The following is a 22,841-nucleotide window of genomic DNA, read 5'->3' as shown; positions in this document are numbered from 1 at the left end:
TAACAGGCCGGGAACGGCAAACGGATGAACGGCTTGTCCAAATCTTAAAAAATTTTAACTGCAAGGGAAGCTGCGTGCATCGCGGAGAGTACGCGCACGAAAAAAGCGGCGCAGTTCCGGTTGTCCGGAATCCGCGCCGCTCGGCGTTTCTGAATGGTGCTGAAGAAGGGACTCGAACCCCCGACCCGCGCATTACGAATGCGCTGCTCTACCAGCTGAGCTACTTCAGCGTGTACCGCCTTTGCTTCAGGCGACTCTTATAGAATATCAGGGTTCGACCCGCGTGTCAACTCTCCGGCGAAAATTTTTTTTGCATCCGGGCGGACGGCCGGAAAACCCGGGCTGCGGCTGCGCAAGCAAGTGCGAGTGTTGACGATTCACCGTATATTGCCGTATATTGCCCGGCCTGCAGGGATAGGATGTCAATAAGGCAAGCGGCGAAGGAGTGGTCTGGCAGTGAAGCGGGATGACCCGGACGGAAATGTGCTGACGGGACTGGCGATCGGCGCGCTGTTGTCCGTGCCGGTCTGGATGGCGGTGTGGCTGCTGGTCAGATATTGGCTCGGTTGAACGGCAAAACCCGGCGTTGGCCGGGTTTTTTTATCGGGGCGACTGTTCTTGAACGTTGCGGAAAACCGGTGAGGCTCCGGGTTCCGGATGCGGATTGCGGGCGTATAATGCATCAAACCATGCGAATACGCCAACTGCAAGGGGGAGGCCGCACCATGCCGATCATTCCGAATTTCCCGCTTCAGCTGCTCGCGGAGCATCGGGCGTGGCATCATGCGCGGATGTCCGTCGATCCGGCGAATCCGCCGCCGGGGTTCGGAGCCGATTTCCTTGAATTTCATCGTCAGTTCATCCGGCGCGCGCTGGACTGGTACCGGCGGCAGGGGCTGGACGAGCGGCTCGTGCAGCCGTGGGTCGTTCCGCCGGAGCCGATTCGCGCGGCGCCTTGCTATGACCGGACGGCGGAGGCGCGCATCATCCGGATGCCCTGGTCGTTCGCGACGGCCGACGAGCTCGGCCTGTTCATCGAGTCGCTGCACAATTGCATCCATCAACAGTCGGCGCTGCTCTACGGGGAGCCCGATCTGAACGATCTCGACGTCGCGCCGCGGAGCACGGTGTTCTACCAGATCCACGGCATGATCGACAACTGGTACCGGGCCTGGGAGGCCGTGCACGGGATCAGGAACGATCCGGTGCGGATAAACGCTGCAGGCGGCGGAACACGTCGAGATAGTAAGACGGTTCGCGGGGGACGAAAAGGTCCGGCGTCACGCGTTCGACGGCCGGGCGCAGCTCCCGGCCGCCTGCGCTGGGCACGCGGCCTTCGGCTGTCAGTTCGGGGAGCCTCCCTTCGAACAGCGCGATCAGACTGTCGGCGTCCGCTTCATAGATGCCGGCCGTCTCTTCGATCTGCAGACGAAACGAATCGAGGGGCGCGTCGGACAGCGCGCCGTAGACGCGGCTGATCTCGCGGTCGATGAACGGGACGCCGCGGGCTATGCCTTCGCGCACCGACCGGTGCTCGAACAGGAACGTCAGCTTCTCGAACGGGATGTCAAGGCCGATCTCCTCGCGAATTTCGCGCGCGGCGTCGCGATGCGTTTCTCCGGCGGCCAGATGGCCGGCGACGGTGATGTCGAAGCAATCCGGGAAGGTGTCCTTCCCGGACGCTCGCCGCTGGAAGCGGACCATCAGCCCGCCGTCCGCGGGCCTGGCCAGCCAGCAGTGAAACGAGCGGTGCCAATGGCCCCGCGCATGCACTTCGCTGCGCGCGGCGGTGCCGATCGGACGCATCGCTTCGTCGTAAATGTCAAACCATTCTTCGTCGCTCAAGGTTGCGGCCCCCGATCATGATCGTTTGTGTTTCGCTCAAGTCCACTTGGCCGCCCACAGTTTCATCTGCTTGATGATCGGATGCAAGTCTTCGCCCTTGGGCGTCAGCTTGTACTCGACCGTGACGGGCACCGTCGGATAGACATGGCGCTCAAGGACGCCCTTCGCCTCGAGATGGCGGAGGGTGCTGGTCAGCGCGCGCGGGCTGACGTGGGGGATGGCGCGCTGCAGCTCGCCGAACCGCTTCTTCCCGCCGAACAGTTCGCGCAGGACGAGGAAGGCCCATTTGCCGCCGAGCACTTCCAATGTTTTCTCGATGTTGCATTCGATGTGGACGGGATTTTTCGGTACATAATTCCGGCTGCTCTGCATGACGTAGGCTCACCTCACCCGGGATATGAATGGACGCTATAACGAGTATAGTAGATATCGTGCGTATAATATAATGAAAAACATTTCACTTCTTACCATGATATATGAACTGTTCTAGAATGGGAAGGGGACGGCGGTGCTGGTGCCGCCGCCCGAGACGGAATACCAGGAGGAGATGCGGCATGAAATACCGGAGACTGGGACGGACGGGCCTCAAGGTAAGCGAAATCAGTCTGGGCAGCTGGCTGACCTACGGCGGATACGTCGAACGGGAAAACGCGGTCCAATCGATACGGAAGGCATACGATCTCGGCATCAACTTCTTCGACACCGCGAACGTGTATGAGCGGGGCGCGGCGGAGGAATTGATGGGCGCGGTGCTGCGCGAGTATCCACGCGAGTCGTACGTGCTGGCGACGAAGGTGTTCTGGCCGATGGGCGACGGGCCGAACGACCGCGGGCTGTCGCGGAAGCACATCATGGAGCAGGCGCACGCGAGCCTGAAGCGGCTCGGGCATGATTATGTCGATATTTACTATTGCCACCGCCATGATCCCGAGACGCCGCTCGACGAGACGCTACGCGCGATGGATGACCTCGTGCGCCAGGGCAAGGTGCTCTATGTCGGCGTCAGCGAGTGGACGGCGGCGCAAATGGCGGAAGCGCTGGCCATCGCCGACAAGTATCTGCTCGACCGGATCGTCGTCAACCAGCCGGTGTACAACATGTTCAACCGTTACATCGAGCCGGAGATCATTCCGCTCGGCGAACGCTGCGGCATCGGACAAGTCGTGTTCTCGCCGCTGGCGCAGGGGCTGCTGACGGGCAAATATACGTCGGTGGACAGCATCCCGGCGGACAGCCGCGCGGCACGGCTGGACTGGGTGAAGAAAGGGATCACCGAGGAGAAGATCGCGAAGGTTCACAAGCTGTCGGAAGTGGCGGCCGAGCTCGGCATCACGGTCGGCCAGCTCGCGCTGGCGTGGATTCTCCGCCAGCCGAACGTGGCGAGCGCCCTGGTCGGCGCAAGCCGTCCGGAGCAGGTCGAGGAGAACGCGAAGGCATCCGGCATCGAGCTTTCCGCCGACGTGCTGGAGCGGATCGAGGAGATTTTGAAGTAAGAATTGCAGGATAAAGAGAAGGCCGATGCGTACGCGGGGCAGTCCGCGGGGGGCGCATCGGCCTTCGTTGTGCAAGGGAGCGGATCAGGTGCAGATTTGCGCTATATGGCGGCTTTTCCATCTGATCCGGGGTGATGAGGTGCATTTTTGCACTACGCGCCATATTGGGGGATGCGAGGGCCGGACGAAGCGGTGCATCCGGTCCGAGACGCCTCCCGCCGGCCTTCTTCGATGATCCGCTTCGCCCGCTCGATCTCCCGCTGCGTCGGCTCCTGCACGCCTTCGAGCGTGTACGGGATGCCGAGCTGCTGCCATTTGTACACGCCCATCCGGTGGTAAGGCAGCAGTTCGAGCTTGTCGACGCCGCGCAGCGTGCCGATGAAGCGGCCGAGCGCCAGCAGGTCCTCACGGCGGTCGGTGACGCCGGGAATAAGCACGTGGCGGATCCACATCCGCCGGCCGGTGTCGGACAGGTGGCGGGCGAACCGGAGAATGCGTTCGTTCGGCTGCGTCGTCAGGTCTTCGTGCCGCGCGGCATCCATCATTTTCAGGTCGAGCAGCACGAGGTCGACCGCGTCCAGCAGGCCGCAGGCTTCGGCGTGCGCCGGCTCGCAGAAACCGGAGCTGTCGATGGCGGTGTGCAGGCCGTACCTGTGCTTCGCTTCGCGCAGCAGCGCGGCGACGAACGGCGCCTGCAGCGTCGGCTCGCCGCCCGATATCGTGATGCCGCCGCCCGACTGCCGGTAGTAGTCCAGGTAGGGCTCGATCTCGGCGAGCACGGCTTCGACATCCATCTCACGGCCGGCGGACGTGTCCCAGGTGTCGGGGTTGTGGCAGTACCGGCAGCGCAGCGCGCAGCCTTGAAGGAAGAGGACGAACCGGATGCCCGGTCCGTCCATCGTGCCGAAGGTTTCGATCGAATGAACGCGTCCGGTTGCCGCGGTGTCGAGCCGGTCCTGGTGCTGCATGTTGATTCCCTCCATTCGATCGTGTGGCCTTCGTCCGCCGGGGCCCTTTCCGTTACATCGATTCGTGGAACGTCCGGCTGATCACCTCGAGCTGCTGTTCGCGCGTCAGCTTGATGAAGTTGACGGCGTAGCCCGAGACGCGCACGGTAAGCTGCGGATATTTTTCGGGATGCTCCATCGCGTCGAGCAGCGTCGACCGGTCGAACACGTTCACGTTAAGGTGATGGCCGCCTTGCGTCATGTAGCCGTCCAGCAGCGAGGCCAGGTTGGCGATCCGGCTGTTCAGGTCGCGGCCGAGCGCCTTCCCGACGATCGAGAACGTGTTCGAGATGCCGTCCAGCGATTCGGTGTAAGGCAGCTTCGCCACGCTCGCGAGCGACGCCAGCGCGCCTTTCCGGTCGCGGCCGTGCATCGGGTTCGCGCCCGGCGCGAACGGTTCGCCCGCCCGGCGTCCGTCGGGCGTCGAGCCGGTCTTCTTGCCGTAGACGACGTTCGAGGTGATCGTCAGCACCGACTGCGTCGGAATCGCGCCGCGGTAGGCTTTGTGCTTGCGCAGCTTCGCCATGAACGACGTGACGATCTCCACCGCCAGGTCGTCGACCCGCGGGTCGTTGTTGCCGTATTGCGGGTAATCGCCCTCGATGCGGAAGTCAACCGCGATCCCTTGTTCGTTGCGGATCGGGTACACCTTGGCGTGCTTGATCGCGCTCAGGCTGTCGGCGACGACCGACAATCCCGCGATGCCGCAGGCCATCGTGCGGATGATGTCGCGGTCGTGCAGCGCGAACTCGAGCCGCTCGTAGCAATACTTGTCGTGCATGTAGTGGATGACGTTCAGCGTGTCCATGTAAAGTTCGGCGAGCCATTCGAGCACGCGGTCGTAGCGCTCGCGGACTTCGTCGTAGTCCAGCGTGTCCGACGCGATCGGCTCTTCCTTCGGTCCGACCTGGATGCCGAGCTTCTCGTCGACGCCGCCGTTGATCGCGTAGAGCAGCGCCTTCGCCAGGTTCGCCCGGGCGCCGAAGAACTGCATCTGCTTGCCGATCCGCATGGCCGACACGCAGCAGGCGATGCCGTAGTCGTCGCCGTAGATCGGGCGCATCAGATCGTCGTTCTCGTACTGCACCGAGCTCGTCTCGATCGACACCTTCGCGCAGTAGTTCTTGAACGCCTGCGGCAGCCGCGTCGACCAGAGCACGGTCAGGTTCGGTTCGGGCGCGGGGCCGAGGTTGTACAGTGTGTGCAGAATCCGGAAGCTGTTCTTCGTCACGAGCGTGCGGCCGTCTTCGGCCATGCCGCCGATCGACTCGGTCACCCAGGTCGGGTCGCCGCTGAACAGCTCGTTGTACTCCGGCGTGCGCAGGAACTTCACGATCCTAAGCTTCATGACGAAATGGTCCATCAGCTCCTGCGCCTCGGTCTCGGTCAGCGTCCCTTCGGCGAAATCGCGCTCGAAGTAGATATCGAGGAACGTCGAGACGCGGCCGAGGCTCATGGCGGCGCCGTTCTGCTCCTTGATCGCGCCGAGATAGGCGAAGTACAGCCATTGCACCGCTTCGCGGGCGTTCGCTGCGGGCCGCGAAATGTCGAAGCCGTACGACAGCGCCATCCGCTTCAGTTCTTCGAGCGCGCGGATCTGTTCGGCGTGCTCCTCGCGGGCGCGGATGACCTCCTCCGTCATCGGCCCCTTCTCCATGGTTGCGAGGTCGGCTTTCTTCGCCTCGATCAGCCGGTCGACGCCGTACAGCGGCACGCGCCGGTAGTCGCCGATGATGCGGCCGCGGCCGTAGGCGTCCGGCAGGCCGGTGATGATGCCGGCTTTGCGCGCCGCGCGCATCTCCGGCGTGTAGACGTCGAATACGCCCTGGTTGTGCGTCTTGCGGATTTCCGTGAACAGCCGGACGATCTCCTGCGGCAGTTCATAGCCGTAGGCCTTGCATGCATCCTGCACCATGCGGATGCCGCCGAACGGCATGATCGCCCGCCGGAACGGAGCGTCCGTCTGCACGCCGACGATTTTCTCGAGCTTGCGGTCGAGGTAGCCCGGTCCGTGCGAGGTGATGGCGGACGGGGTGTTCACATCGACGTCCCAGACGCCGCCGCGTTCCCGCTCTTCCCGGGAGAGCCGGCTGACGATCTCCCACAGCCGGGTCGTCGCTTCGGTCGGCCCCGCGAGGAACCGCTCGTCTCCCTCATAGGGGGTCACGTTGCGCAGAATGAAGTCGCGCACGTCGATTTCTTCCATCCACCGGCCGGATTGAAAACCGCGCCAGCAGTCCGGTACGCCTTCGGTTCGGGGTTGTTTCACAGCAGTGGTCATGACACCTGCTCCCTCCCTCTAACGCTTCGTGCAGGGGCCGCGGACAGCGGCACGCTGCCTTCATCTGAAATGGTACCAGCCTTTGGACGGGAAGTATGTGAAATTAATCACAAACATCAATGTTTTATATCCTTGTTTTTTACGCTTTTGTCCGGTGCGGTCTTGCCGGCGCATCGGCCTCAGATGCTGCAAATCTCCTTCGGGCAAGCCGGACATTCGGGACAGCCGGCCATCTGCCGCAGCTTGTCGAGCTGCAGCACGCGCAGCCTGCCGCCGGGCGCCATGTCGATGACGCCTTCGTTCTTCAGCGTGTTCAGCATCCGGTTAATGCTCTCGCGCGTCGTCCCGACCAGTTCGGCCAGCTCCGTGTTTGTCAGCTTCAGCCGGATGAGGATGCCGTCCGGCTGCGCGACGCCGAAGCTGTTCGTCAGGCGGATCAGCGTCGAGGCGAGGGCTCCCGGCTTGCCGAGCATGATGAGATCGCACAGCTTCGATTCGCTCCTGCGGCGCAGCATGCTCATCCACATCGCGAACCGGAACGCCAGCTCGCCGTCTTTGCCGAGCAGCAGTTCCAGGTCCGGCAGCGGAATGATGCCGGCTTCGACATCGTCCATCGCCTGGCCGCTGTTGCGGTGATTCGGATCCCAGGCATCGAAATCGACGAGGAAATCGCCCGGCTTCAGAATCGACAGCAAAAGGTCGCGGCCGTCGTCGGTCGTGCGGCGCAGCTTGACGTGGCCTTTGCGGATGTAATAGACGGCTTCGGCGGGTTCTCCTTCCCAGAACAGGTAGGCGCCCGCTTCGTAGCGCCGGATGTGCATGATCGATTCCAGTTCCTTGAATTGGCGTTCCGTAAACGGGCTGTCTCCCTGCTCCCGCCTGCAGACGGCGCTTTGTCCCAATGGAGCGGATGCGGTCATCTGTCTGTTCGTCATGTCGGTTCGCCTCCTCATGCATCCTGCTTAACCCAAGCATACAAGGTTTTCGGGGCGGGCGTAATCGGGGAATCGACGGAATTTCGGCGCAGACAACCGGATTTGGATGATGATGAAAATCACAGACTCGGGCCGCAAAATCGCGTATGCTGGCTGTATCGGCGCAGTTCGGGAAGAGCGCCCCGAGAGTGGCATCAGGGAATTCCCCGAGTGCGGTTTGGATTTGCGGATTTCATCAGTGAACTGACAGCATAGAGACCACACCCAAGATCGGACCGGCATGCGGCAGGAAGGTGGGAGGAAAATGGAGAACGCCAAGGAAGCGATTTTGCGCGAAGTGAAGAAGCTGCGCCGCGAGACCGAAAGCGATTTCGCCGGACTCGGGCTGCTGGACCCGGCCAGCCGGCGCGTGACATGGCGGGTCGTGGTCGGCAGCGTCAGCAGCCGGACGCCGAACATGACGCAGCGGCCGAGCGTCGGGCTGCTCGGCCTGGCGATCCGCTCCGGCACGCCGGTCTGCTTCGATCCGAGCCGTCCCGGCTCGGAGCGGGCGCGGATCGAAGACCCGATCCTGCTCGCCGAAGGCCTGGCCGCCGCCGTATTTCTGCCCGTCAGGACCGGATGCGACATCTCCGGCGTCATGCTGCTCGGCAGGCGGCTGACGAAGGATTACGACGACGCGGAAATCGGCCGGGCGGTGCGCGGCATCAAGGCGCTCGGCGCGCGGGAGGAATGGTGGCGGGAGCTGTCGCTGGAGGCGGCAAGCTGGCCGAAAAGGTAGCGGTCATTGCGGTTTTTTTGTCCCTTCTGCTACAATTCGGGTAATATCCGCGGAAGACGGAGGAATCGTAAGATGGTGAAGCTGCTCCTGTGCGACGATCATGCGGTGGTCCGCTCGGGACTTCGCATGCTGCTCGACGGCAGGCACGGCATCGAAGTGGTCGGCGAGGCGTCGGAAGGGGGCGAAGCGATCCGGATGGCGCTGGAGCTGAAGCCCGATGTCGTCCTGATGGACGTCAGCATGCCGCACGGCATGGACGGCCTGGCCGCGACCGCGGAGCTCAAGCAGCGGCTGCCGGAGACGAACATTCTCATCCTGACGATGCATGACGACGACGAGTATCTGTTCCGGGCCATCCAGATCGGCGCGTCGGGCTACATTCTGAAGAACGCTCCGCACGAGGAGCTGGTGTCCGCCATCCGGTCGGTAGCGGCCGGGGACGCCTATCTGTACCCGACGGCGACGAAGCGGCTGATGAGCGAATATTTGAACCGGCTGAAGTCGGGCGCCGAGCCGCCGGACGCCTACGACACGCTGTCGGAGCGGGAGAAGGAGGTTCTCGGCTGGATTGCGCGGGGGTATTCGAACAAGGAAATCGCCGACAATCTGATCATCAGCGTCAAGACGGTCGAGACGCACAAGGCGAACCTGATGGAGAAGCTGGGGCTCAAGACGCGGCCCGAGCTGATCAAATTCGCGGTCAAGAAAGGATTGTTGAACTTTGAATAATGCCGTCGGCGCAAAGCTGGGCAAGCAGGAAGCGGAGGCTGCCGTGCGCCTGCTGCACGAGATCGAGACGCTCATCGCGGACGAGGAACTGCGCAGGCAGCTCAAGACGGCGCTCAAGCAGCTCGCGGACGTGAAATTCGCCCTCGATGAATCGTCGATCGTGGCGATTACGGACGCGAAAGGCATCATCCAGTACGTGAACGACAAGTTCGTCGAGATTTCAAAATACAGCCGCGAGGAGCTGATCGGGCAGGATCACCGGATCGTCAATTCCGGCTATCATGACAAGGCGTTCATGCGCGACCTGTGGCGGACGATCTCGCGGGGGGAAGTCTGGCGCGGCGACATCCGCAACCGGGCGAAGGACGGCACCTACTACTGGGTGAACACGACGATCGTGCCGTTCCTGGACGAAAACGGCCGCCCGTATCAGTATCTGTCCATCCGCAACGAAGTGACGAAGCTGAAGCAGGTGGAGCAGGAACTGAAGACGATGATGACCCGCGTCATCGAGGTGCAGGAGGAAGAGCGGAAGCGGATCTCGCGCGAACTGCACGACGGGGTCGGCCAAAGCCTGTTCTCGCTGCTCATCCGCATCGACCGGCTGCTGGACGACCACCCGGAGATGGCCGAGCTGCGCAGCCTGCGCCGGGACGTGGCGGACGTGATGGAAGACATCCGCAGCATGTCCCGGGAGCTTCGGCCGTCGGTGCTGGACGATCTCGGCGTCGGCCCGGCCGTCCGCACCTATGTCGAGAACTATTCGGCGCATTACGGTATCGACGTGCGGCTCGCGATCGAACTGCGCGGCAGGCCGGCCATCGCGGCGGAGACGACGATCTACCGCGTCGTGCAAGAAGCGCTGACGAACATTGCGAAATACGCCGACGTTGACGAGTGCGAAGTGTCGATCAAGGAAACGGACGATGCGGTCGAGACGATCGTGCGGGATGAAGGCGCGGGCTTCGACCCGTCCGTCAGCCGGAGCGGCGTCGGCCTGTTCTCGATGGAAGAGCGGGCGCGCGCCGTCGGCGGGACGCTTGTCATCCGGTCCGCGCCGGACAAGGGGACCGAGGTGCGGCTCATCGTGCCGAAGGAGCCGGCGGCTCCGCGGTGACGCGCGGGCTCCGGCGATTGCCATTGCCTCGCATGGCGCTCCCGGACAGAAGAAACGGCCTTCCCGGCTCGCCTTGCAGCGGGCGGGAAGGCCGTGTTCGTCGGAGCGCCTCCGCGCAATCAGACGGTGCGGACGCGGGCGTCCGGAGCCGCGGCGGGAGCGCCGGTCTGGCCGGCGAAGGCGCGCAGCATCCAGGCGTGCTTGTCCAGGCTTGTCCGGATGCCGGTGAGCAGATCGGCGGTCGATGCGTCGCCTTCCTGCTCCGCCGCGCGGATCCCATCGGCCAGCTCGGCGGAGATCATCCGGAAGTCCTCCGCGATCGTCAGCACCATCGCGTTCGCATCCTCGGTGCCGGATGCTTCCCGAATGGCGGCCAGCTTCAGGTATTCCGCCATGCGGGAGACCGGCCGGCCTCCCAGCGCAAGCAGCCGTTCGGCCAGTTCGTCGACGTATCCGGCCGCTTCATTGTACAGTTCTTCAAACTTTGCGTGCAGCGTGTAGAATGAAGCGCCTTTCACATACCAATGATAATGGTGAAGCTTGACGTAGAGCACGCTGAAATTGGCGATTTGACGGTTAAGGATTTCATGAATGGACGCCATGTCGAATCTCCTCCTTCGCAGTTCTGGAATCGTGCGCGTTCCGCGGCGGGCATCGTGTGCTTCGTTCCCGCGTTAGGTTGCGCCAATTCCGCGGGATTATGCCGTTTGCAGAGACGGACAACAAAGTTTGTATCAATTTTTAATTTAGAATTATTATAAATAATAAAAAGACGCTTGTCAAACCCTGTCGGCTCCCGGTTTGAAAAAGCCAGAAATCGAAAGATATCGGGAGCATTCGCGGGCAGGGACGTGGGCGTCGCTGATTATTGACCGTGACAGCCGATTTTCGTTACAATAGTGAAACACAAACGCTTGCAGTGCCGGGTTTTGTCCGTATCGTGCGCTTTCGCTGCGGTTTGCCGCCATCATTTTCATGAAGGAGGAGGAGAACGGGATGTATGTCATGAAGGATTCGGAATACATGTTCGTCTTCACGGGTCCGGACGGATCGGGACGGAAGACTGTCGCCGACGCGGTTGCGCAGACGCTGGGCATCCGCAAGGTGCCCGGGTACGCCACCCGCAAGCCGCGCCCGGGCGAAGTTGACGGCGTCGACTATCACTTTATCTCGCGGACGCTGTACGACCAGCTCGAAGAAGACGGCGAATTCCTCGAAAGCATCGAGCTCAGGGGCAACAAGTACGGGATTCGCGACAAGGATGTCGCCCGGGCGTTCGAGAAGAGCGGATCGGTCTACCTGATTCTGAATCGTGAAGGTGCGGACATTCTGAAAGAGAAGTACGGCGATCACTGCATCCGGCTGTTCATCTATGCCGACCGCCGCACGGTGGAGGAACGGCAGCGCGCGCTCGGATTGCCGGACGACGTCATCCAGGAGCATCTGAGCCGCTACGAATACGACATGGAATATCAATCGCAATGCGAGCATGCCTTCGAGAATTACGATCTCGCACATACGGTGTTCGATATTACCAATACGCTCGAGAAGTATTTGAACCGGGGACTGGTGGACAAAGACTGACCGTTCCCGATTCACAAGCGAAGACCGCCGTCCGCTGTGCCAGCGGTTCGGCGGTCTTGTTTCAGAATCCCTGCTGCTGAGGGAAATAGCTGCCCGCGCCCGCGGCCGTATAGGACAAGCCGGCCGCCGGGACGGCGTTCGTCACGGCATATTCCAGCTGGCGGCAGAGGCTCGAAGCCTGCTGCAGCTGTTCCAGGGCCGTCTGATGGCCTTGCAGCGCGGTCTGGATAATCTGAACCGCCTGACGCTCCCGCTGCGCAAGCTGTTCAAGCATGGCGACGTTCTGCTGCTCCTGCTGAAGCATCTGCTGGTACTTCTGCGTCGATTGCTGCGTCTGCTGGATCAGCTGCGAGAGCAGCTGCTCGCAATGCCGGATCTGCAGGGCAGCGTTCGGGACATCATTTTGATACATCGCGATACCTCCTGGTCAACGGAATCGGAGCCGGGCGCAGGATGTCCGTGCACGCTGCTCCGCGATTAGGATGGCGGACCGGGGGCAATTTATACACCATGGGCATGATGAACAGGGAGGCGCAGAAAGTGGCGGAATGGCGGTTCGTTTTTCGCATTGATTATCTGAACGTGGCCGGGGAAGAACGCAATCTGAAAGGAACGCTGTACACGGACGGCAAGCCGCCGACGCCGGAAGATATCCTGGGGTTCCTCCGGCAGAGCGGATTCGACGTGAAGGTCCGCGACCGCGAGCATCTCGTGTTCTACCGGGAAGGGGAAAACCCGCTTGAGATCCGGATCGTGAAGATCGGCAATGAAGAGCGGGAGCACGACGACGCCGCGCTGAAGGCCATTCTCGAGCAGTTCCGCAAGCGAGATCCCGCCATCGGCGGGTGACGCGCGGCCGCGGCGCCGCATGCCGGCCCGGCTTCAGCCCGCGATGATCTTGATCATGTACGTGCGGGTCCGGGGGCCGTCGAATTCGCAGAAATAGATGCCCTGCCACCGGCCGAGCAGCAGCCTCCCGCCGGAAATGATCACGGTCTGCGAAGCGCCGGCGGTGATCGTCTTCAGATGGGAGGCGGTGTTGCCCTCCATGTGCCGGTAGCCCGGATGCTGCCAGGGATACACTTCGTCCAGGCGGAGCAGCACGTCGTGCCGGACGTCGGGATCGGCGTTCTCCTGAATGGTGATGCCGGCCGTCGTATGGGGCGAGTAGATGACGGCGATGCCGTCCGTGACGCCGGAACGCTTGACCGCGGCCTGGACCTGACGGGTGATGTCGATCATTTCGTCGCGTCTCGACGTGTGGAGCGTTTCGGTCGTGAGCATCGGGCTTCGTCTCCTTCTGCAATGTCGGGTCAGCCTCATTGTGCACGGGCGGGCGGCCGGTTGTCAATGCGGGACAAGCCGCGGGAGCTTTTCATCCCGTACCTATACATAAGGAAAGGGGAGGTCGCCGTTGACCAGAACCCGCATCCGCAAGGCGGTCCTTCCGGCGGGAGGACTCGGCACGCGGTTCCTGCCGGCGACGAAGGCGCAGCCGAAGGAAATGCTGCCGCTGATCGACAAGCCGGCGATCCAATATATTGTCGAAGAAGCAGTGAAGTCCGGCATCGAGAGCATCATGATCGTCACGGGCCGGAACAAGCGGGCGATCGAGGACCATTTCGACAAATCGGTCGAGCTGGAGATGGCGCTGGAGGCGAAGGGCGACGGGGAAATGCTGGACATCGTCCGCGGCATTTCGAATCTGGCGGAGATCTATTACATCCGGCAGAAGGAGCCGCTCGGGCTCGGGCACGCCGTCCTCAGTGCGCGGCATTTCGTCGAGAACGAGCCGTTCGCGGTGCTGCTCGGCGACGATATTCTCGTCTCGGATCCGCCGTGCCTCCGGTCGATGATCGACGTGTACGAGCAGACCGGCTCGTCCGTCGTCGCCGTCATGCAGGTGCCGTGGGAGGAGACGGAGAAATACGGCATCGCCGATTTCGATGCCGAATCCGGCGACCATCGCATCCGCAGTCTGGTCGAGAAACCGCCGCGCGGCGAGGCGCCTTCCAACTGGGCGGTCGTCGGGAGATATATTTTTACGCCGGACATCTTCCGCTATCTGGAGAAGGCGGCGCCCGGCCGCGGGGGCGAGATCCAGCTGACGGACAGCATGCAGCAGTTGAACGCGGAGTCGCCGATGACCGCCTATCCGTTCCGCGGCCGGCGGTACGACATCGGCGACAAATTCGGCTTCGTGCAGGCGACCGTCGATCTGGCGCTCGACCGGCCGGATCTGGCGGAGCGGGTCAGGGCGTATTTGCGGCAGCGGCTCGGCGCGGACGAATCTATGTAAGCGGCCGGCGGGGCGATTGCCCGGCATGCGGCCGATTGAGCCGCCGGCAACCGCCCGCCGCGAGGCGTCAGAAGAACCGGCTCAATTCCAGCGAGATGAAGCTGCCCGGCTGAACCGGTGTGTTCAGGAGACCGGGCGGGATAACACGGCCGTTCAGCCGGACGGTCGTCCGGATGTTGCTGCCGGGTCCGGTAAAGACGCCGCCGACCGACACGATCTGGCCGCCCAGGCCGAACTGCACCGCTCCCGTCGAGGCGAGCGCCTGGCGCACCGTCAGCCCGAAGCGGTGCGGGATGTTGTAGGACCGCGTCAGCCACGGGAATTGCCGGCCGCCGTTGATGAATACGGTGACGAACCGCGCCGGGCCGGGGAACGGCGGGAACGGTCCGGGACCGGGAAACGGCGGGAACGGGCCTGGTCCGGGGGATGGCGGAAACGGACCCGGGCCGGGGAACGGCGGAAACGGACCGGGACCGAAACCGGGACCGAAGCCGGGGCCGGGACCGAAGCCGGGACCAAATCCGGGACCGAAGCCGGGGCCGGGACCGAAGCCGGGACCAAATCCGGGGCCGATTTGCTGTCCGGGCGCCTGCCCGGGCCCTTGCTGCCCCGGAGTCGGAGGAGCCGGGAAAGCGCGCAGCGAACCGCAGCCGCATCCGGCGCTTACGTGTGGGTTTGCATGCTGAACTCCCATTTGTCGATTGCTCCTTCGTGTAAGATTGGGCTTTCGGGATATCGTATGCGGCACATGCCCATCCGGTGTATGCCGATACACGCGTCCGCGGGCAGGCGCCTGCGCGGCTCTTGCGCGTCCGGGCGGATGGCGTACAATGGAAGAAGCTGAAGTTCGACAGGCGGCAGACGGAATGCCGCCCTTGTCGTTACAGGGGGAACGAATGTGAGCGGCACATTGGATCTGCTTCTGAAGGAGCGCATTGTGGCGATCGTCCGCGGACTGGAAGGCGAGTCGGCCGATCGGGCGGCCGAAGCGCTGGTAAACGGCGGCATCCGGCTGGTGGAAGTGACGATGAACACGCCGGGCGCGCTGAAGACGATCGCCGGATGGCGGGAGAAGTTTGACGGGCGGGCGGCGATCGGAGCGGGCACCGTGCTCGACCTGCAAATGGCGAAGGAAGCGGCGGCGGCAGGCGCCATGTATCTGATCTCGCCAAATTTGGACGAAGAGGTGATCGCCTTCGGCGCGGAGCGGGGGCTGTCCGTCTGGCCGGGAGTCATGACGCCGACCGAGATCGTGCGCGCGTGGAAGGCGGGCGCCGAGGCGGTGAAGGTGTTCCCGATGGCGTCGCTCGGCGTGGAATATTTGAAGGAAATCCGCGCGCCGCTGGACCATATCCCGATGATCGCGACGGGCGGCGTCGACCTGACGACGATCCGGTCGTATTTCGAGGCCGGGGCCACCGCGGTCGGGATCGGGAGCAAGCTGCTGAACCGGGAATGGATCAAGGCGGGCGATTTCGAACGGCTCACGGACAATGCCCGCCGTTATGTCGAGATTGTCCGGTCGCTGAACTAAACCGGACGCAGGCGAAGGGGGAGACGGACATGGTCGGCTGGGTCATCGGGGCGGCTGCCGCCATCGCGGCGGCGGGAGGCGGCGCATGGATGCTCGGCGCGAAGACGCAGCAGCCGAAGCGGCGGCCGATCGGGGAGCTGCCGCGGGCGCCGTATGAGACGGTCCGGTTCGAGAGCGAAGGCGTGCCGATGGTCGGCTGGCTGATCCGGCCGGATGCGGCCGGCACGGATTCCGGCGGGCCGCTGCCGCTCGTCGTCATCGCGCACGGCTGGGGCTCGAACCGGTCGCGCGTGCTGCGCTACGCGCATCCGCTCGTCGAAGCCGGATACGCCGTCTTCGTGTACGACGCGCGCAGCCACGGCGAGAGCGGCTCGGTCAAGGCGCCGACCGGGCTCATGTTCATGGCCGACATCGAGGCGGCGGTCGCGACGGCGGCGCGGCTGCCCGGCGTCGACGCCTCGCGCATCGCGGTGCTCGGCCATTCGATGGGCGGGCTCGGCGCCCTGCTCGCCTATGCCGGCGGGCTGCCGGTGCGCGCCGTCATTACGGACAACGCGCCGCTCACGATCGAGACGATTCTCCGGTCCGAGCTCAGGCGCAGAAATCTGCCGGTGTTTCCGCTGGCCCGGATCATCCTGCGCGTCTGGCTGCTCCGGGCGGGCGTCCCGTACAGGGAAGTGCGGCGCATCGACATGCCGGCCTGGGTTGCGGCCAACGCCGAAGCGGTCCGCGGCGGAGGCGGAAAGCCGGTGCTCATGATCCATTCCACCGGCGACCCGGTCATTCCGGCGGAAGAGCTGCGCAGCGTCACCGCCAGGGCGCCGGTCGAGCACCGGTTCGTCGACGCGCAGGGACACAGTTGCTCGGAGCAGGACCCCGCGTTCTGGCAGGCCGTGCTGCCTTTCCTGCAGCGGCATCTGGCCGGAGGCGGTCCGCGGCGCTGAAACGGATCGACGGCTGACGGACAAAAAAAGGTCCCGCGGACGATCCGGTTCCATCGCCGCGGGATTCAAGGAAAGGGTATATGAAAATGGGGGGTTATGTTCACATCATACCCGCCCAACATGAACGGAATCTGAAAGAAATATTACAATTTCATTACAAGTTTGGCTTGGCAGGGATGGCGGAAGTTTCTTCGCACGGGTCTTCACGGCAAGGAACGGCGACTTCTACCATGCTTCCGTCAAGGGGGAAACGTTCGCGCCGCCGGAATACTGCCTGCCACCTGCCCTGTCAACCCGAGAACGGGCTGCACGCTGTTTGCAAGCCCTTGAATATCGATCGCCATCGGATGCGCTGATCCTGAAGGACGGCGCATCCTTTTGGTTTGCGCGGTCTGCCCGGGCGGCATTGGCGGATTCACACTGCGGCTGGTATTTCGTTTTCGTGCGGATGCTGCTGTTTGTTGATGAATACACGCGTTTGCCGATATACTGGAAAAAAGAAATTGCCACGGCAGAAGGGTTACTTTTTCAAGGCAGGTGGAAGTTCGCATGTTCGCGGCACAGCGGAGAGAATGGCTGCTGAAGCAGCTGGCGCAAAACCGGCAGATTATCGTGAAGGAAGCGGCGAAGGAGCTGAACGTCTCGGAGGGAACGATTCGCACCGATCTCAGGCTGCTGGAGGAAGAAGGGCTGCTCGAACGCACGCACGGCGGCGCGGTGCCGGTCAGGGCGGGCCATCAGCCGCCGGCGCACGCCATGCCGTCGCGCGGTGAACTGAACCGGCAGGAGAAGCGGGCGATCGGCCGGCGGGCGGCGGAAATGGTGCGGAGCGGCCAGTGCATTCTGCTGGACGCCAGCTCGACGGTGTTTGAGCTCGCGCGGTGTCTGTCGGAGTACGACTACCTGACGGTCGTGACGAACGGGCTGGCTGCGGCCGAGGAGGTCGGGCGCAATCCGCGCAACAACGTCATTCTGATCGGCGGCATTCTGCGGCCCGGTTCGCGCACGGTGGAGGGCACGCTCGGGCGCGGGCTGCTGCAGGAAGTCCACGCCGACCTGTTCTTCACGTCGTCCGAAGGGTTCACGGTCGAGACCGGCATGACCGATTTCAGCCCGAACGAAGCGGAGCTGAAGAAGCTGATGGCGGCCAACGCGTCGCAGGTCGTCGCGCTTCTCGACCATACGAAGCTGGGCCGGCGGTCGATCGTTACGTCCATCCAGGCGAAGGACATCCGGACGCTGATCACCGACGCGGGGGCGGATCCGGCGTGGCTGAAGACGCTCGGGAAGATCCGGGTGATCGTCGCGGATGTGCCGGCCGGCGAAAAATGACAGCTCGGCGCAGCGAAATGCGGGCCAAACGCAAACAAACAACGGAAAACGACAATGCGAACGTAAACGCAGCCGCCCGCATTCAATCGTTGACTTTCGGACCGGGCGGGGCGGACAATGGGGATGAAGATCAACGTGGAATTGCGGGGCGGTGACGCATGGCGAAGGATTGGTCGCCGGACGGGTTCATTCTCGATCTGGACGGCACGGTTTATACGGGGAGCCGCCCGATCCCGGGGGCGGCGGAGGCGGTCGCATATTTGCGGGCGAAGGGAAAACGCATCGTCTTCCTGAGCAACCGGGGCAACATTTCGCGGCGCATGTGCCGCGAGCGGCTCGAAGCGATCGGCATTCCGTGCGAAGCGGAGGACATTATCCTGACTTCGTCGGTGGTCTCCCGGTATCTGGCGGAGCATGAGCCGGACGCGCGCGTCTGGGTGCTCGGCGAGCAGGGGCTGCGGGACGAGCTGGCAGCGCACGGCGTCCGGTTCGCCGCGCGGCCGCAGGAAGCGGACCGGCTCGTTGTGACGCTGCACGAGACGCTCACTTACGCGGAGCTGAACGACGCGTTCCGCGCGGTCCGGGCCGGCGCCCGCATCATCGCGACGAACGCCGACAGGACGTTCCCCGGCGAGGACGGGGAAGCGATCGATGTCGGCGGGCTGCTGGCGGCGCTCACGCACACGACCGGGACGGAAGTGGACACGGTCGTGGGCAAGCCTTCGCCGCTTATGGCCGAAGCCGCGCTGGACCGGCTCGGGCTGCCGCCGGAGCGATGCATGGTCATTGGCGACAGCCTGGCATCGGACATCGCGATGGGCCGGCGCATGGGGCTCCGGACGGCGCTCGTGCTGACCGGCTCGGGGACGCGGGAGGCGGCGATGGCGCTCGATGAGACCGAACGGCCTCACTGGATTCTCGATTCGCTGGCGGACATCCGCCGGCTGCTGGAGGAGATGGAACGATGAACGGTGCATCGGAAGTGCTTGGGGGAGGCAAGGCCGCAGGCCTGCCGGACCCGATCCGGCTCGCGCGGGGCGCAGCGGACGAGGCGGTGCCGTACCTGCTGGATGCCGGCCTGAAGCGCGCGCTCTTCGTCGCGGATGAGACGACGGCGCGGGTGATCGGCAGCCGGCTGGCCGAGCGGTACGGTGCGGCGGGCGGCGCGGCCCGCCTGGAGATCATCCGGCCGAACGCGGCCGGCGACGTCGTCGCCGACGAGGCGTCGGTGCTGCAGGCGATCATCGCGGCGCAGCACCACGGCGCGGACGCGATCGCCGCGGCGGGGAGCGGCACGATCCACGACATCGTCCGCTACGCCGCCTGCACGCTCGGCCTGCCGTTCGTGTCCGTGCCGACGGCGCCGTCGGTCGACGGGTTCACGTCGAAGGGCGCGCCGCTCATTCTGCGGGGCGAGAAGATCACGCTGCCGGCGGCCGCGCCGGTCGCCGTGTTCGCCGACCTGGACGTGCTGTGCGCGGCGCCGCAGCCGCTGATCGCGGCCGGGTTCGGCGACATGCTCGGCAAGTACACGTCGCTGTTCGACTGGGTGTACGGCCGCGAGACGGCGGGCGAGCCGTACGATGAAGACATCGCGGGCCTGACGCGGGGCGCGCTCGAGCGCTGCGTGTCCCATGCCGAAGCGATCGGCGAAGGGACGGAGGAAGGCGTGCGCGCCCTGATGCAATCGCTCATCGAATCGGGCATCGCCCTGCTGCGGTTCGGGCAGTCGCATCCCGCATCCGGCGCGGAGCATCACATCTCCCATTACTGGGAGATGCACTTCCTCCGCACCGGCCGCCGGCAGGTGCTGCACGGCGCGAAGGTGGGTGTCGCCTGCGCGGAGGTCGCCGACCTGTACAAGCGGTATGCGGCGGAAGGCCGGCCGCTGCCCGACGCCTGCCGGCGCATGCTGGCGGAGCTGCCGGACGGCGACGAGCTGCGCCGGCTGCTGCGCGTCGCCGGCGGGCCCGCCGTTCCGGCCGAGCTCGGGATCGAGCCGGAGCTGCGCGACGAAGCGCTGCGCCGGGCGCATGTGGTGCGCCTGAACCGGCACACGCTGCTGCGCGCAATCAACGGCGAATAAGGCTCTGGCGGACGGAGAAGCTGCAGCGTGCATACCACGCATCAGTCCGCTCGGCGCCCCTGCGGGGAGCTGCAGCGTGCATACCACGCATCAGTCCGCTCGGCGCCCCTGCGGGGCAGCTGCAGCGTGCATACCACGCTACAGCCCCTCTCGGCGCTCCTGCGGAGCAGCTGCAGCGTGCATACCACGCTACAGCCCCGCTCGGCGCCCCTGCGGAGCAGCTGCAGCGTGCATACCACGCTACAGCCCCGCTTGGCACCCCGCGGAGGAACTGCAGCGCTGCAGCTCCCCGGGGCTCAGCCGGTTTTCAATTTGAACACGTAATAGAGAGCCGCAATTTCATAGATGTCCGTTTCGGAACCTGCCAAATGAAACGCCACACGGCAGGACTTGGGCGGCATCAATCCCTCCGAAACCGCCTCTGCCACCGTCCGGTTATGCTGCACAAAACGCACGGTGCGGTCGGCAAACTCTTTTTGGATCCAGATTTCGGTGTCATGCTTCCGGTATAAGAATCGGGGATGGGTTCTGATCTTCGACTTGTTCTCGAGTTGGAATTGCCCGCCGCCGACATGGACAACCCATTTTTCGCGCAGAAGTGTCCCCGGGTTGTTGATTTCCACGATGTTGACCACAGGCTTCTTCTCCCGGTCACAGGCGCATACGTTGTTGAACATGTTGTCCAGCAGAAGATTGACGAGCTGCTGCATTCGCGTGGCGTGATAGCGCTGAATATAGCCGACGACCGTCCCTTCCCGGTCGGTGATCTCACAGACCGCGGTGCTGTTTCGCAAGAGTGGAAAATGAACGTTGTAGATCATGGGCCCCTCCTTTTGGCCGTGTGACGCCCCGCTTATTGTACTTCATTTGTCTTCCCGCTGCTGCTGACTTAAAAATTTCACCTCAAAATTGCCCCCAATACCAGACACGAAAAGATTTTAACCCGTGACTTGCGCAACCTCCATTTTTCGTGTTATAAATTATTCCGAGGTATCTTGCAATGTACAGTACTGTTTAATGATGCAGTACCTCCATGCCGTACTTTGATTTTGGAGGTGTCCGTTTTGACTTTCCTCACATTCGGGAACGGCCGCGGCGGGATGGGCCCCCTTAAGCTTCGCTTCCCGGCAGGCGCCGGCAATCGTCCGGAAGCATTCCTTGCGGCCGTTGGCGGAAGAGGCTTGATATCGCGAATAAACGGTGAGAAGCGGTGATTCACCCATGAATGTTCAATTTAAAAAAGGCGTGCTGGAGCTGTGCGTGCTCAGCCTGATTGCCCGGCGAGACCGCTACGGTTACGAGCTTGTCGAGGAAATCTCCAAGAGCATCGAAATCGCCGAGGGCACGATCTATCCGCTGCTCCGCCGGCTGACGAAGGAAGGGTTCTGCACCACCTATCTGGCGGAATCGATGGAAGGCCCGCCGCGGAAATATTACCGGCTGACGCCCGAAGGACATGAGGTCCAGCAGCGGCTGCTGCGGGAATGGGAGCAGTTCGTCCAGGGCGTGCAGAACGTGGTGAAGGGGGAGTAGGCGATGACCAAGGCGGAATATCTTGCGGAACTGGAGAAGCGGCTGGGCGATCTGAGCGCGGATGAACGCGCGGAACTGCTGGCGGATTACGAGGCGCATTTCGAACATGGCCGGGCAAGCGGAAGATCGGACGAGGAAATTGCCGAGCGGCTGGGACCGCCGCAGCTTGTGGCCCGGGAGATTCAGTATCAGCTCAGCGTCGACGAAGCGCGCGCGAATCCGACAGTGCGCCGCATCGCCCGGGCGGTGTTCGCCGGCGTCGGGCTGGGGCTGATGAATGTGCTGATGCTGCTGATTCCTTTTGCGATTGGAATGCTGCTGCTGGCGGGGCTGTTTGTACTGGCAGCCTATCTGACCGTATCGCCTGTGCTGATGCTGGTGCAGGACGGTTGGTCGGTCGAATTTCTGCTGAAGCTGCCGCTGGCGGCCGGTCTGCTCGGGCTCGGCTTGATCTTCTGGGTGGCGGCGGTGAAGGGCATCACGTTGTTCGTCAAATGGATGCTGGCGATTTTGCAATCGAATGTTGAAAAGGTAAAGGAGAAGTTGAAATGAAAGTAAATAGTCGCAAGTTGATCATGATCGGCCTTGTGCTGATCGGGATTGCCGTGATTGGAAACCTGGTGATGTACGCGATCGGCGTGTCGCCTTTCAACGGCGTGAAAATCAATGAAGAGCGTTCGGTATCGGCCGAGGGCGTATCCCGGATCGACGTGTTCTCCAACGCCGGCGATGTCCGGGTTGTGTCCGGGGGCGACGAGATTACGGTCAAAATGACGGGCAGAACCGAACGGATGCACAAGGGCGAGTATCATTTGTCGGTGAGCGAGCAGGGCGGCCGGGTGGTCATCGAAGCGGCGCGGGACCTCAAGCGCAAGCTGATCTCGATTTATCCGGATGACTATGACCTTCTGGTGGAAATTCCGGACCGTCTCTATGAGCAGCTGGGGATCTCGACGGAAATCGCGAACATCTCGGCCGAGCGCGTCCGGGCGCAGCACATCTCGATGCAAGCCGTGCACGGCGACATCAAGACGGCCGGACTGGCCGGCCGGATCGGCGCCCGGACCGATACGGGCGACATCCGGCTGGGCGTGCAAGCCATCACGGACGATATTCAGGCCGAATCGCTGCTGGGCGACATCAAGCTTGTGACGGAAGAGAAGCCGGAGAAGCTGGCGCTCGAGATGAAGACGCTGATCGGCGAGCGGAAGGTCGAATTGCCCGGGACGGCGATCGTGGAAAGCGATCCGGGCGTGCCGACGGTGCAGCTCTCCGCGGAGGCCGGCGATATTGCGGTGTCGGCGGGAAGATAACATCCAATCATTTGCCCTCTTTCCAATG

General features: G+C 63.4%; 25 protein-coding genes and 1 tRNA gene. 15 read left to right on the top strand and 11 right to left on the bottom strand.

Translation table 11 applies throughout. The annotated features are described in order from the left end of the window. Positions 1 to 154 precede the first annotated feature (154 nt). The 3 genes from KJQ12_RS09530 to KJQ12_RS09520 all read right to left on the bottom strand — a co-directional run bounded on the left by KJQ12_RS09530 (position 155) and on the right by KJQ12_RS09520 (position 2,217). A tRNA-Thr gene (locus KJQ12_RS09530) sits at positions 155 to 230 on the bottom strand. 961 nt (positions 231 to 1,191) lie between these two features. Continuing rightward, positions 1,192 to 1,845, bottom strand: a complete 654-nt coding sequence (locus tag KJQ12_RS09525; protein WP_213484473.1) for an NUDIX hydrolase — start codon at positions 1,843 to 1,845, stop codon at positions 1,192 to 1,194. A 36-nt stretch (positions 1,846 to 1,881) separates the two neighbouring features. Next, positions 1,882 to 2,217: a winged helix-turn-helix transcriptional regulator gene (locus tag KJQ12_RS09520; protein ID WP_015256045.1), complete on the bottom strand. Its 336-nt coding sequence runs from the start codon at positions 2,215 to 2,217 to the stop codon at positions 1,882 to 1,884. Positions 2,218 to 2,399: 182 nt separating this feature from the next. On the opposite strand from KJQ12_RS09520, the gene KJQ12_RS09515 reads away from it, so the two are divergent. Next, positions 2,400 to 3,338, top strand: a complete 939-nt coding sequence (locus KJQ12_RS09515; protein ID WP_213484472.1) for an aldo/keto reductase family protein — start codon at positions 2,400 to 2,402, stop codon at positions 3,336 to 3,338. Between the two features lie 152 nt (positions 3,339 to 3,490). On the opposite strand, the gene pflA is transcribed toward KJQ12_RS09515, so the two are convergent. The 3 genes from pflA to KJQ12_RS09500 form a co-directional block, all read right to left on the bottom strand. Next, positions 3,491 to 4,306 carry a pyruvate formate-lyase-activating protein gene (pflA, locus tag KJQ12_RS09510; RefSeq protein WP_213484471.1) on the bottom strand — a complete coding sequence of 272 codons (816 nt, stop codon included), beginning with the start codon at positions 4,304 to 4,306 and terminating at the stop codon, positions 3,491 to 3,493. Positions 4,307 to 4,358: 52 nt separating this feature from the next. Then, positions 4,359 to 6,626: a formate C-acetyltransferase gene (pflB, locus tag KJQ12_RS09505; RefSeq protein ID WP_213484470.1), complete on the bottom strand. Its 2,268-nt coding sequence runs from the start codon at positions 6,624 to 6,626 to the stop codon at positions 4,359 to 4,361. Between the two features lie 179 nt (positions 6,627 to 6,805). Continuing rightward, entirely contained in the window at positions 6,806 to 7,561 is a 756-nt protein-coding gene (locus KJQ12_RS09500; RefSeq protein WP_213484469.1) for a Crp/Fnr family transcriptional regulator, read from the bottom strand. A 304-nt stretch (positions 7,562 to 7,865) separates the two neighbouring features. On the opposite strand from KJQ12_RS09500, the gene KJQ12_RS09495 reads away from it, so the two are divergent. From KJQ12_RS09495 to KJQ12_RS09485, 3 genes are all read left to right on the top strand, one after another. Further along, positions 7,866 to 8,342, top strand: coding sequence for a GAF domain-containing protein (locus KJQ12_RS09495; protein ID WP_213484468.1), 477 nt, complete (start codon positions 7,866 to 7,868; stop codon positions 8,340 to 8,342). Between the two features lie 72 nt (positions 8,343 to 8,414). Next, the gene (locus KJQ12_RS09490; protein ID WP_015256039.1) at positions 8,415 to 9,071 is read left to right on the top strand and encodes a response regulator transcription factor; all 657 of its coding nucleotides are present in this window, start codon (positions 8,415 to 8,417) and stop codon (positions 9,069 to 9,071) included. After that, entirely contained in the window at positions 9,064 to 10,188 is a 1,125-nt protein-coding gene (locus KJQ12_RS09485) for a PAS domain-containing sensor histidine kinase (RefSeq protein WP_213484467.1), read from the top strand. The genes KJQ12_RS09490 and KJQ12_RS09485 overlap by 8 nt, the downstream gene beginning before the upstream one ends. A gap of 119 nt (positions 10,189 to 10,307) precedes the next feature. On the opposite strand, the gene KJQ12_RS09480 is transcribed toward KJQ12_RS09485, so the two are convergent. Next, a complete protein-coding gene (locus KJQ12_RS09480) occupies positions 10,308 to 10,790 on the bottom strand; it encodes a Dps family protein (protein ID WP_213484466.1) in 483 nt (160 codons plus the stop codon). A gap of 394 nt (positions 10,791 to 11,184) precedes the next feature. Here KJQ12_RS09480 and KJQ12_RS09475 point away from each other — a divergent pair, with 394 nt between their 5' ends. After that, positions 11,185 to 11,772, top strand: a complete 588-nt coding sequence (locus KJQ12_RS09475) for a guanylate kinase (RefSeq protein ID WP_213484465.1) — start codon at positions 11,185 to 11,187, stop codon at positions 11,770 to 11,772. A gap of 61 nt (positions 11,773 to 11,833) precedes the next feature. Here the strand turns inward: KJQ12_RS09475 and KJQ12_RS09470 are convergent, their stop codons facing one another. Next, a complete protein-coding gene (locus KJQ12_RS09470) occupies positions 11,834 to 12,184 on the bottom strand; it encodes an AMP-dependent synthetase and ligase (protein WP_213484464.1) in 351 nt (116 codons plus the stop codon). Positions 12,185 to 12,282: 98 nt separating this feature from the next. Here KJQ12_RS09470 and KJQ12_RS09465 point away from each other — a divergent pair, with 98 nt between their 5' ends. Then, on the top strand, positions 12,283 to 12,621 hold the full coding sequence (locus tag KJQ12_RS09465; protein ID WP_213484463.1) for a hypothetical protein: 339 nt from the start codon (positions 12,283 to 12,285) through the stop codon (positions 12,619 to 12,621). A 33-nt stretch (positions 12,622 to 12,654) separates the two neighbouring features. On the opposite strand, the gene KJQ12_RS09460 is transcribed toward KJQ12_RS09465, so the two are convergent. Continuing rightward, complete coding sequence (locus tag KJQ12_RS09460; RefSeq protein WP_213484462.1) at positions 12,655 to 13,056, bottom strand: secondary thiamine-phosphate synthase enzyme YjbQ; 402 nt, start codon at positions 13,054 to 13,056, stop codon at positions 12,655 to 12,657. Between the two features lie 130 nt (positions 13,057 to 13,186). Here KJQ12_RS09460 and galU point away from each other — a divergent pair, with 130 nt between their 5' ends. Then, complete coding sequence (gene galU, locus KJQ12_RS09455) at positions 13,187 to 14,071, top strand: UTP--glucose-1-phosphate uridylyltransferase GalU (protein WP_213484461.1); 885 nt, start codon at positions 13,187 to 13,189, stop codon at positions 14,069 to 14,071. Positions 14,072 to 14,138: 67 nt separating this feature from the next. Here galU and KJQ12_RS09450 read toward each other — a convergent pair whose 3' ends face one another. Continuing rightward, complete coding sequence (locus KJQ12_RS09450) at positions 14,139 to 14,765, bottom strand: hypothetical protein (RefSeq protein WP_213484460.1); 627 nt, start codon at positions 14,763 to 14,765, stop codon at positions 14,139 to 14,141. 204 nt (positions 14,766 to 14,969) lie between these two features. Between KJQ12_RS09450 and KJQ12_RS09445 the strand changes: the two genes are divergently transcribed. The 5 genes from KJQ12_RS09445 to KJQ12_RS09425 all read left to right on the top strand — a co-directional run bounded on the left by KJQ12_RS09445 (position 14,970) and on the right by KJQ12_RS09425 (position 19,967). Next, positions 14,970 to 15,605 carry a bifunctional 4-hydroxy-2-oxoglutarate aldolase/2-dehydro-3-deoxy-phosphogluconate aldolase gene (locus tag KJQ12_RS09445; protein ID WP_213484459.1) on the top strand — a complete coding sequence of 212 codons (636 nt, stop codon included), beginning with the start codon at positions 14,970 to 14,972 and terminating at the stop codon, positions 15,603 to 15,605. A 29-nt stretch (positions 15,606 to 15,634) separates the two neighbouring features. After that, a complete protein-coding gene (locus KJQ12_RS09440; RefSeq protein WP_213484458.1) occupies positions 15,635 to 16,549 on the top strand; it encodes an alpha/beta hydrolase in 915 nt (304 codons plus the stop codon). Between the two features lie 549 nt (positions 16,550 to 17,098). Next, the gene (locus tag KJQ12_RS09435) at positions 17,099 to 17,881 is read left to right on the top strand and encodes a DeoR/GlpR family DNA-binding transcription regulator (protein ID WP_213484457.1); all 783 of its coding nucleotides are present in this window, start codon (positions 17,099 to 17,101) and stop codon (positions 17,879 to 17,881) included. Positions 17,882 to 18,039: 158 nt separating this feature from the next. Next, positions 18,040 to 18,849 carry an HAD-IIA family hydrolase gene (locus KJQ12_RS09430; protein ID WP_213484456.1) on the top strand — a complete coding sequence of 270 codons (810 nt, stop codon included), beginning with the start codon at positions 18,040 to 18,042 and terminating at the stop codon, positions 18,847 to 18,849. Further along, on the top strand, positions 18,846 to 19,967 hold the full coding sequence (locus tag KJQ12_RS09425; RefSeq protein WP_213484455.1) for a sn-glycerol-1-phosphate dehydrogenase: 1,122 nt from the start codon (positions 18,846 to 18,848) through the stop codon (positions 19,965 to 19,967). Before KJQ12_RS09430 ends, KJQ12_RS09425 begins: the two co-directional genes overlap by 4 nt. A 296-nt stretch (positions 19,968 to 20,263) precedes the next feature. On the opposite strand, the gene KJQ12_RS09420 is transcribed toward KJQ12_RS09425, so the two are convergent. Beyond that, complete coding sequence (locus tag KJQ12_RS09420) at positions 20,264 to 20,788, bottom strand: tubby C-terminal domain-like protein (protein WP_213484454.1); 525 nt, start codon at positions 20,786 to 20,788, stop codon at positions 20,264 to 20,266. Positions 20,789 to 21,188: 400 nt separating this feature from the next. On the opposite strand from KJQ12_RS09420, the gene KJQ12_RS09415 reads away from it, so the two are divergent. The 3 genes from KJQ12_RS09415 to KJQ12_RS09405 are packed head-to-tail and all read left to right on the top strand — an operon-like array spanning position 21,189 to position 22,813. Beyond that, positions 21,189 to 21,500, top strand: a complete 312-nt coding sequence (locus tag KJQ12_RS09415; RefSeq protein WP_213484453.1) for a PadR family transcriptional regulator — start codon at positions 21,189 to 21,191, stop codon at positions 21,498 to 21,500. A gap of 3 nt (positions 21,501 to 21,503) precedes the next feature. Then, the gene (locus KJQ12_RS09410) at positions 21,504 to 22,052 is read left to right on the top strand and encodes a DUF1700 domain-containing protein (protein ID WP_213484452.1); all 549 of its coding nucleotides are present in this window, start codon (positions 21,504 to 21,506) and stop codon (positions 22,050 to 22,052) included. Continuing rightward, positions 22,049 to 22,813, top strand: a complete 765-nt coding sequence (locus tag KJQ12_RS09405; protein WP_213484451.1) for a DUF4097 family beta strand repeat-containing protein — start codon at positions 22,049 to 22,051, stop codon at positions 22,811 to 22,813. The genes KJQ12_RS09410 and KJQ12_RS09405 overlap by 4 nt, the downstream gene beginning before the upstream one ends. Positions 22,814 to 22,841: the final 28 nt, after the last annotated feature.

It is taken from the genome of Thermobacillus xylanilyticus, assembly GCF_907165215.1.
Lineage (GTDB): Bacteria > Bacillota > Bacilli > Paenibacillales > Paenibacillaceae > Thermobacillus > Thermobacillus xylanilyticus.
This window is presented reverse-complemented; position numbering and strand designations above follow the sequence as displayed.

Excerpts from the sequence above, each read along its gene's own strand:
- KJQ12_RS09520 (WP_015256045.1), bottom strand. The coding sequence starts at position 2,217 with ATGCAGAGCAGCCGGAATTATGTACCGAAAAATCCCGTCCACATCGAA.
- KJQ12_RS09515 (WP_213484472.1), top strand. The coding sequence starts at position 2,400 with ATGAAATACCGGAGACTGGGACGGACGGGCCTCAAGGTAAGCGAAATC.
- pflA (WP_213484471.1), bottom strand. The coding sequence starts at position 4,306 with ATGCAGCACCAGGACCGGCTCGACACCGCGGCAACCGGACGCGTTCAT.
- pflB (WP_213484470.1), bottom strand. The coding sequence starts at position 6,626 with ATGACCACTGCTGTGAAACAACCCCGAACCGAAGGCGTACCGGACTGC.
- KJQ12_RS09500 (WP_213484469.1), bottom strand. The coding sequence starts at position 7,561 with ATGACGAACAGACAGATGACCGCATCCGCTCCATTGGGACAAAGCGCC.
- KJQ12_RS09495 (WP_213484468.1), top strand. The coding sequence starts at position 7,866 with ATGGAGAACGCCAAGGAAGCGATTTTGCGCGAAGTGAAGAAGCTGCGC.
- KJQ12_RS09490 (WP_015256039.1), top strand. The coding sequence starts at position 8,415 with ATGGTGAAGCTGCTCCTGTGCGACGATCATGCGGTGGTCCGCTCGGGA.
- KJQ12_RS09480 (WP_213484466.1), bottom strand. The coding sequence starts at position 10,790 with ATGGCGTCCATTCATGAAATCCTTAACCGTCAAATCGCCAATTTCAGC.
- KJQ12_RS09475 (WP_213484465.1), top strand. The coding sequence starts at position 11,185 with ATGTATGTCATGAAGGATTCGGAATACATGTTCGTCTTCACGGGTCCG.
- KJQ12_RS09470 (WP_213484464.1), bottom strand. The coding sequence starts at position 12,184 with ATGTATCAAAATGATGTCCCGAACGCTGCCCTGCAGATCCGGCATTGC.
- KJQ12_RS09465 (WP_213484463.1), top strand. The coding sequence starts at position 12,283 with ATGGGCATGATGAACAGGGAGGCGCAGAAAGTGGCGGAATGGCGGTTC.
- KJQ12_RS09460 (WP_213484462.1), bottom strand. The coding sequence starts at position 13,056 with ATGCTCACGACCGAAACGCTCCACACGTCGAGACGCGACGAAATGATC.
- KJQ12_RS09450 (WP_213484460.1), bottom strand. The coding sequence starts at position 14,765 with ATGGGAGTTCAGCATGCAAACCCACACGTAAGCGCCGGATGCGGCTGC.
- KJQ12_RS09440 (WP_213484458.1), top strand. The coding sequence starts at position 15,635 with ATGGTCGGCTGGGTCATCGGGGCGGCTGCCGCCATCGCGGCGGCGGGA.
- KJQ12_RS09435 (WP_213484457.1), top strand. The coding sequence starts at position 17,099 with ATGTTCGCGGCACAGCGGAGAGAATGGCTGCTGAAGCAGCTGGCGCAA.
- KJQ12_RS09430 (WP_213484456.1), top strand. The coding sequence starts at position 18,040 with ATGGCGAAGGATTGGTCGCCGGACGGGTTCATTCTCGATCTGGACGGC.
- KJQ12_RS09425 (WP_213484455.1), top strand. The coding sequence starts at position 18,846 with ATGAACGGTGCATCGGAAGTGCTTGGGGGAGGCAAGGCCGCAGGCCTG.
- KJQ12_RS09420 (WP_213484454.1), bottom strand. The coding sequence starts at position 20,788 with ATGATCTACAACGTTCATTTTCCACTCTTGCGAAACAGCACCGCGGTC.
- KJQ12_RS09415 (WP_213484453.1), top strand. The coding sequence starts at position 21,189 with ATGAATGTTCAATTTAAAAAAGGCGTGCTGGAGCTGTGCGTGCTCAGC.
- KJQ12_RS09410 (WP_213484452.1), top strand. The coding sequence starts at position 21,504 with ATGACCAAGGCGGAATATCTTGCGGAACTGGAGAAGCGGCTGGGCGAT.
- KJQ12_RS09405 (WP_213484451.1), top strand. The coding sequence starts at position 22,049 with ATGAAAGTAAATAGTCGCAAGTTGATCATGATCGGCCTTGTGCTGATC.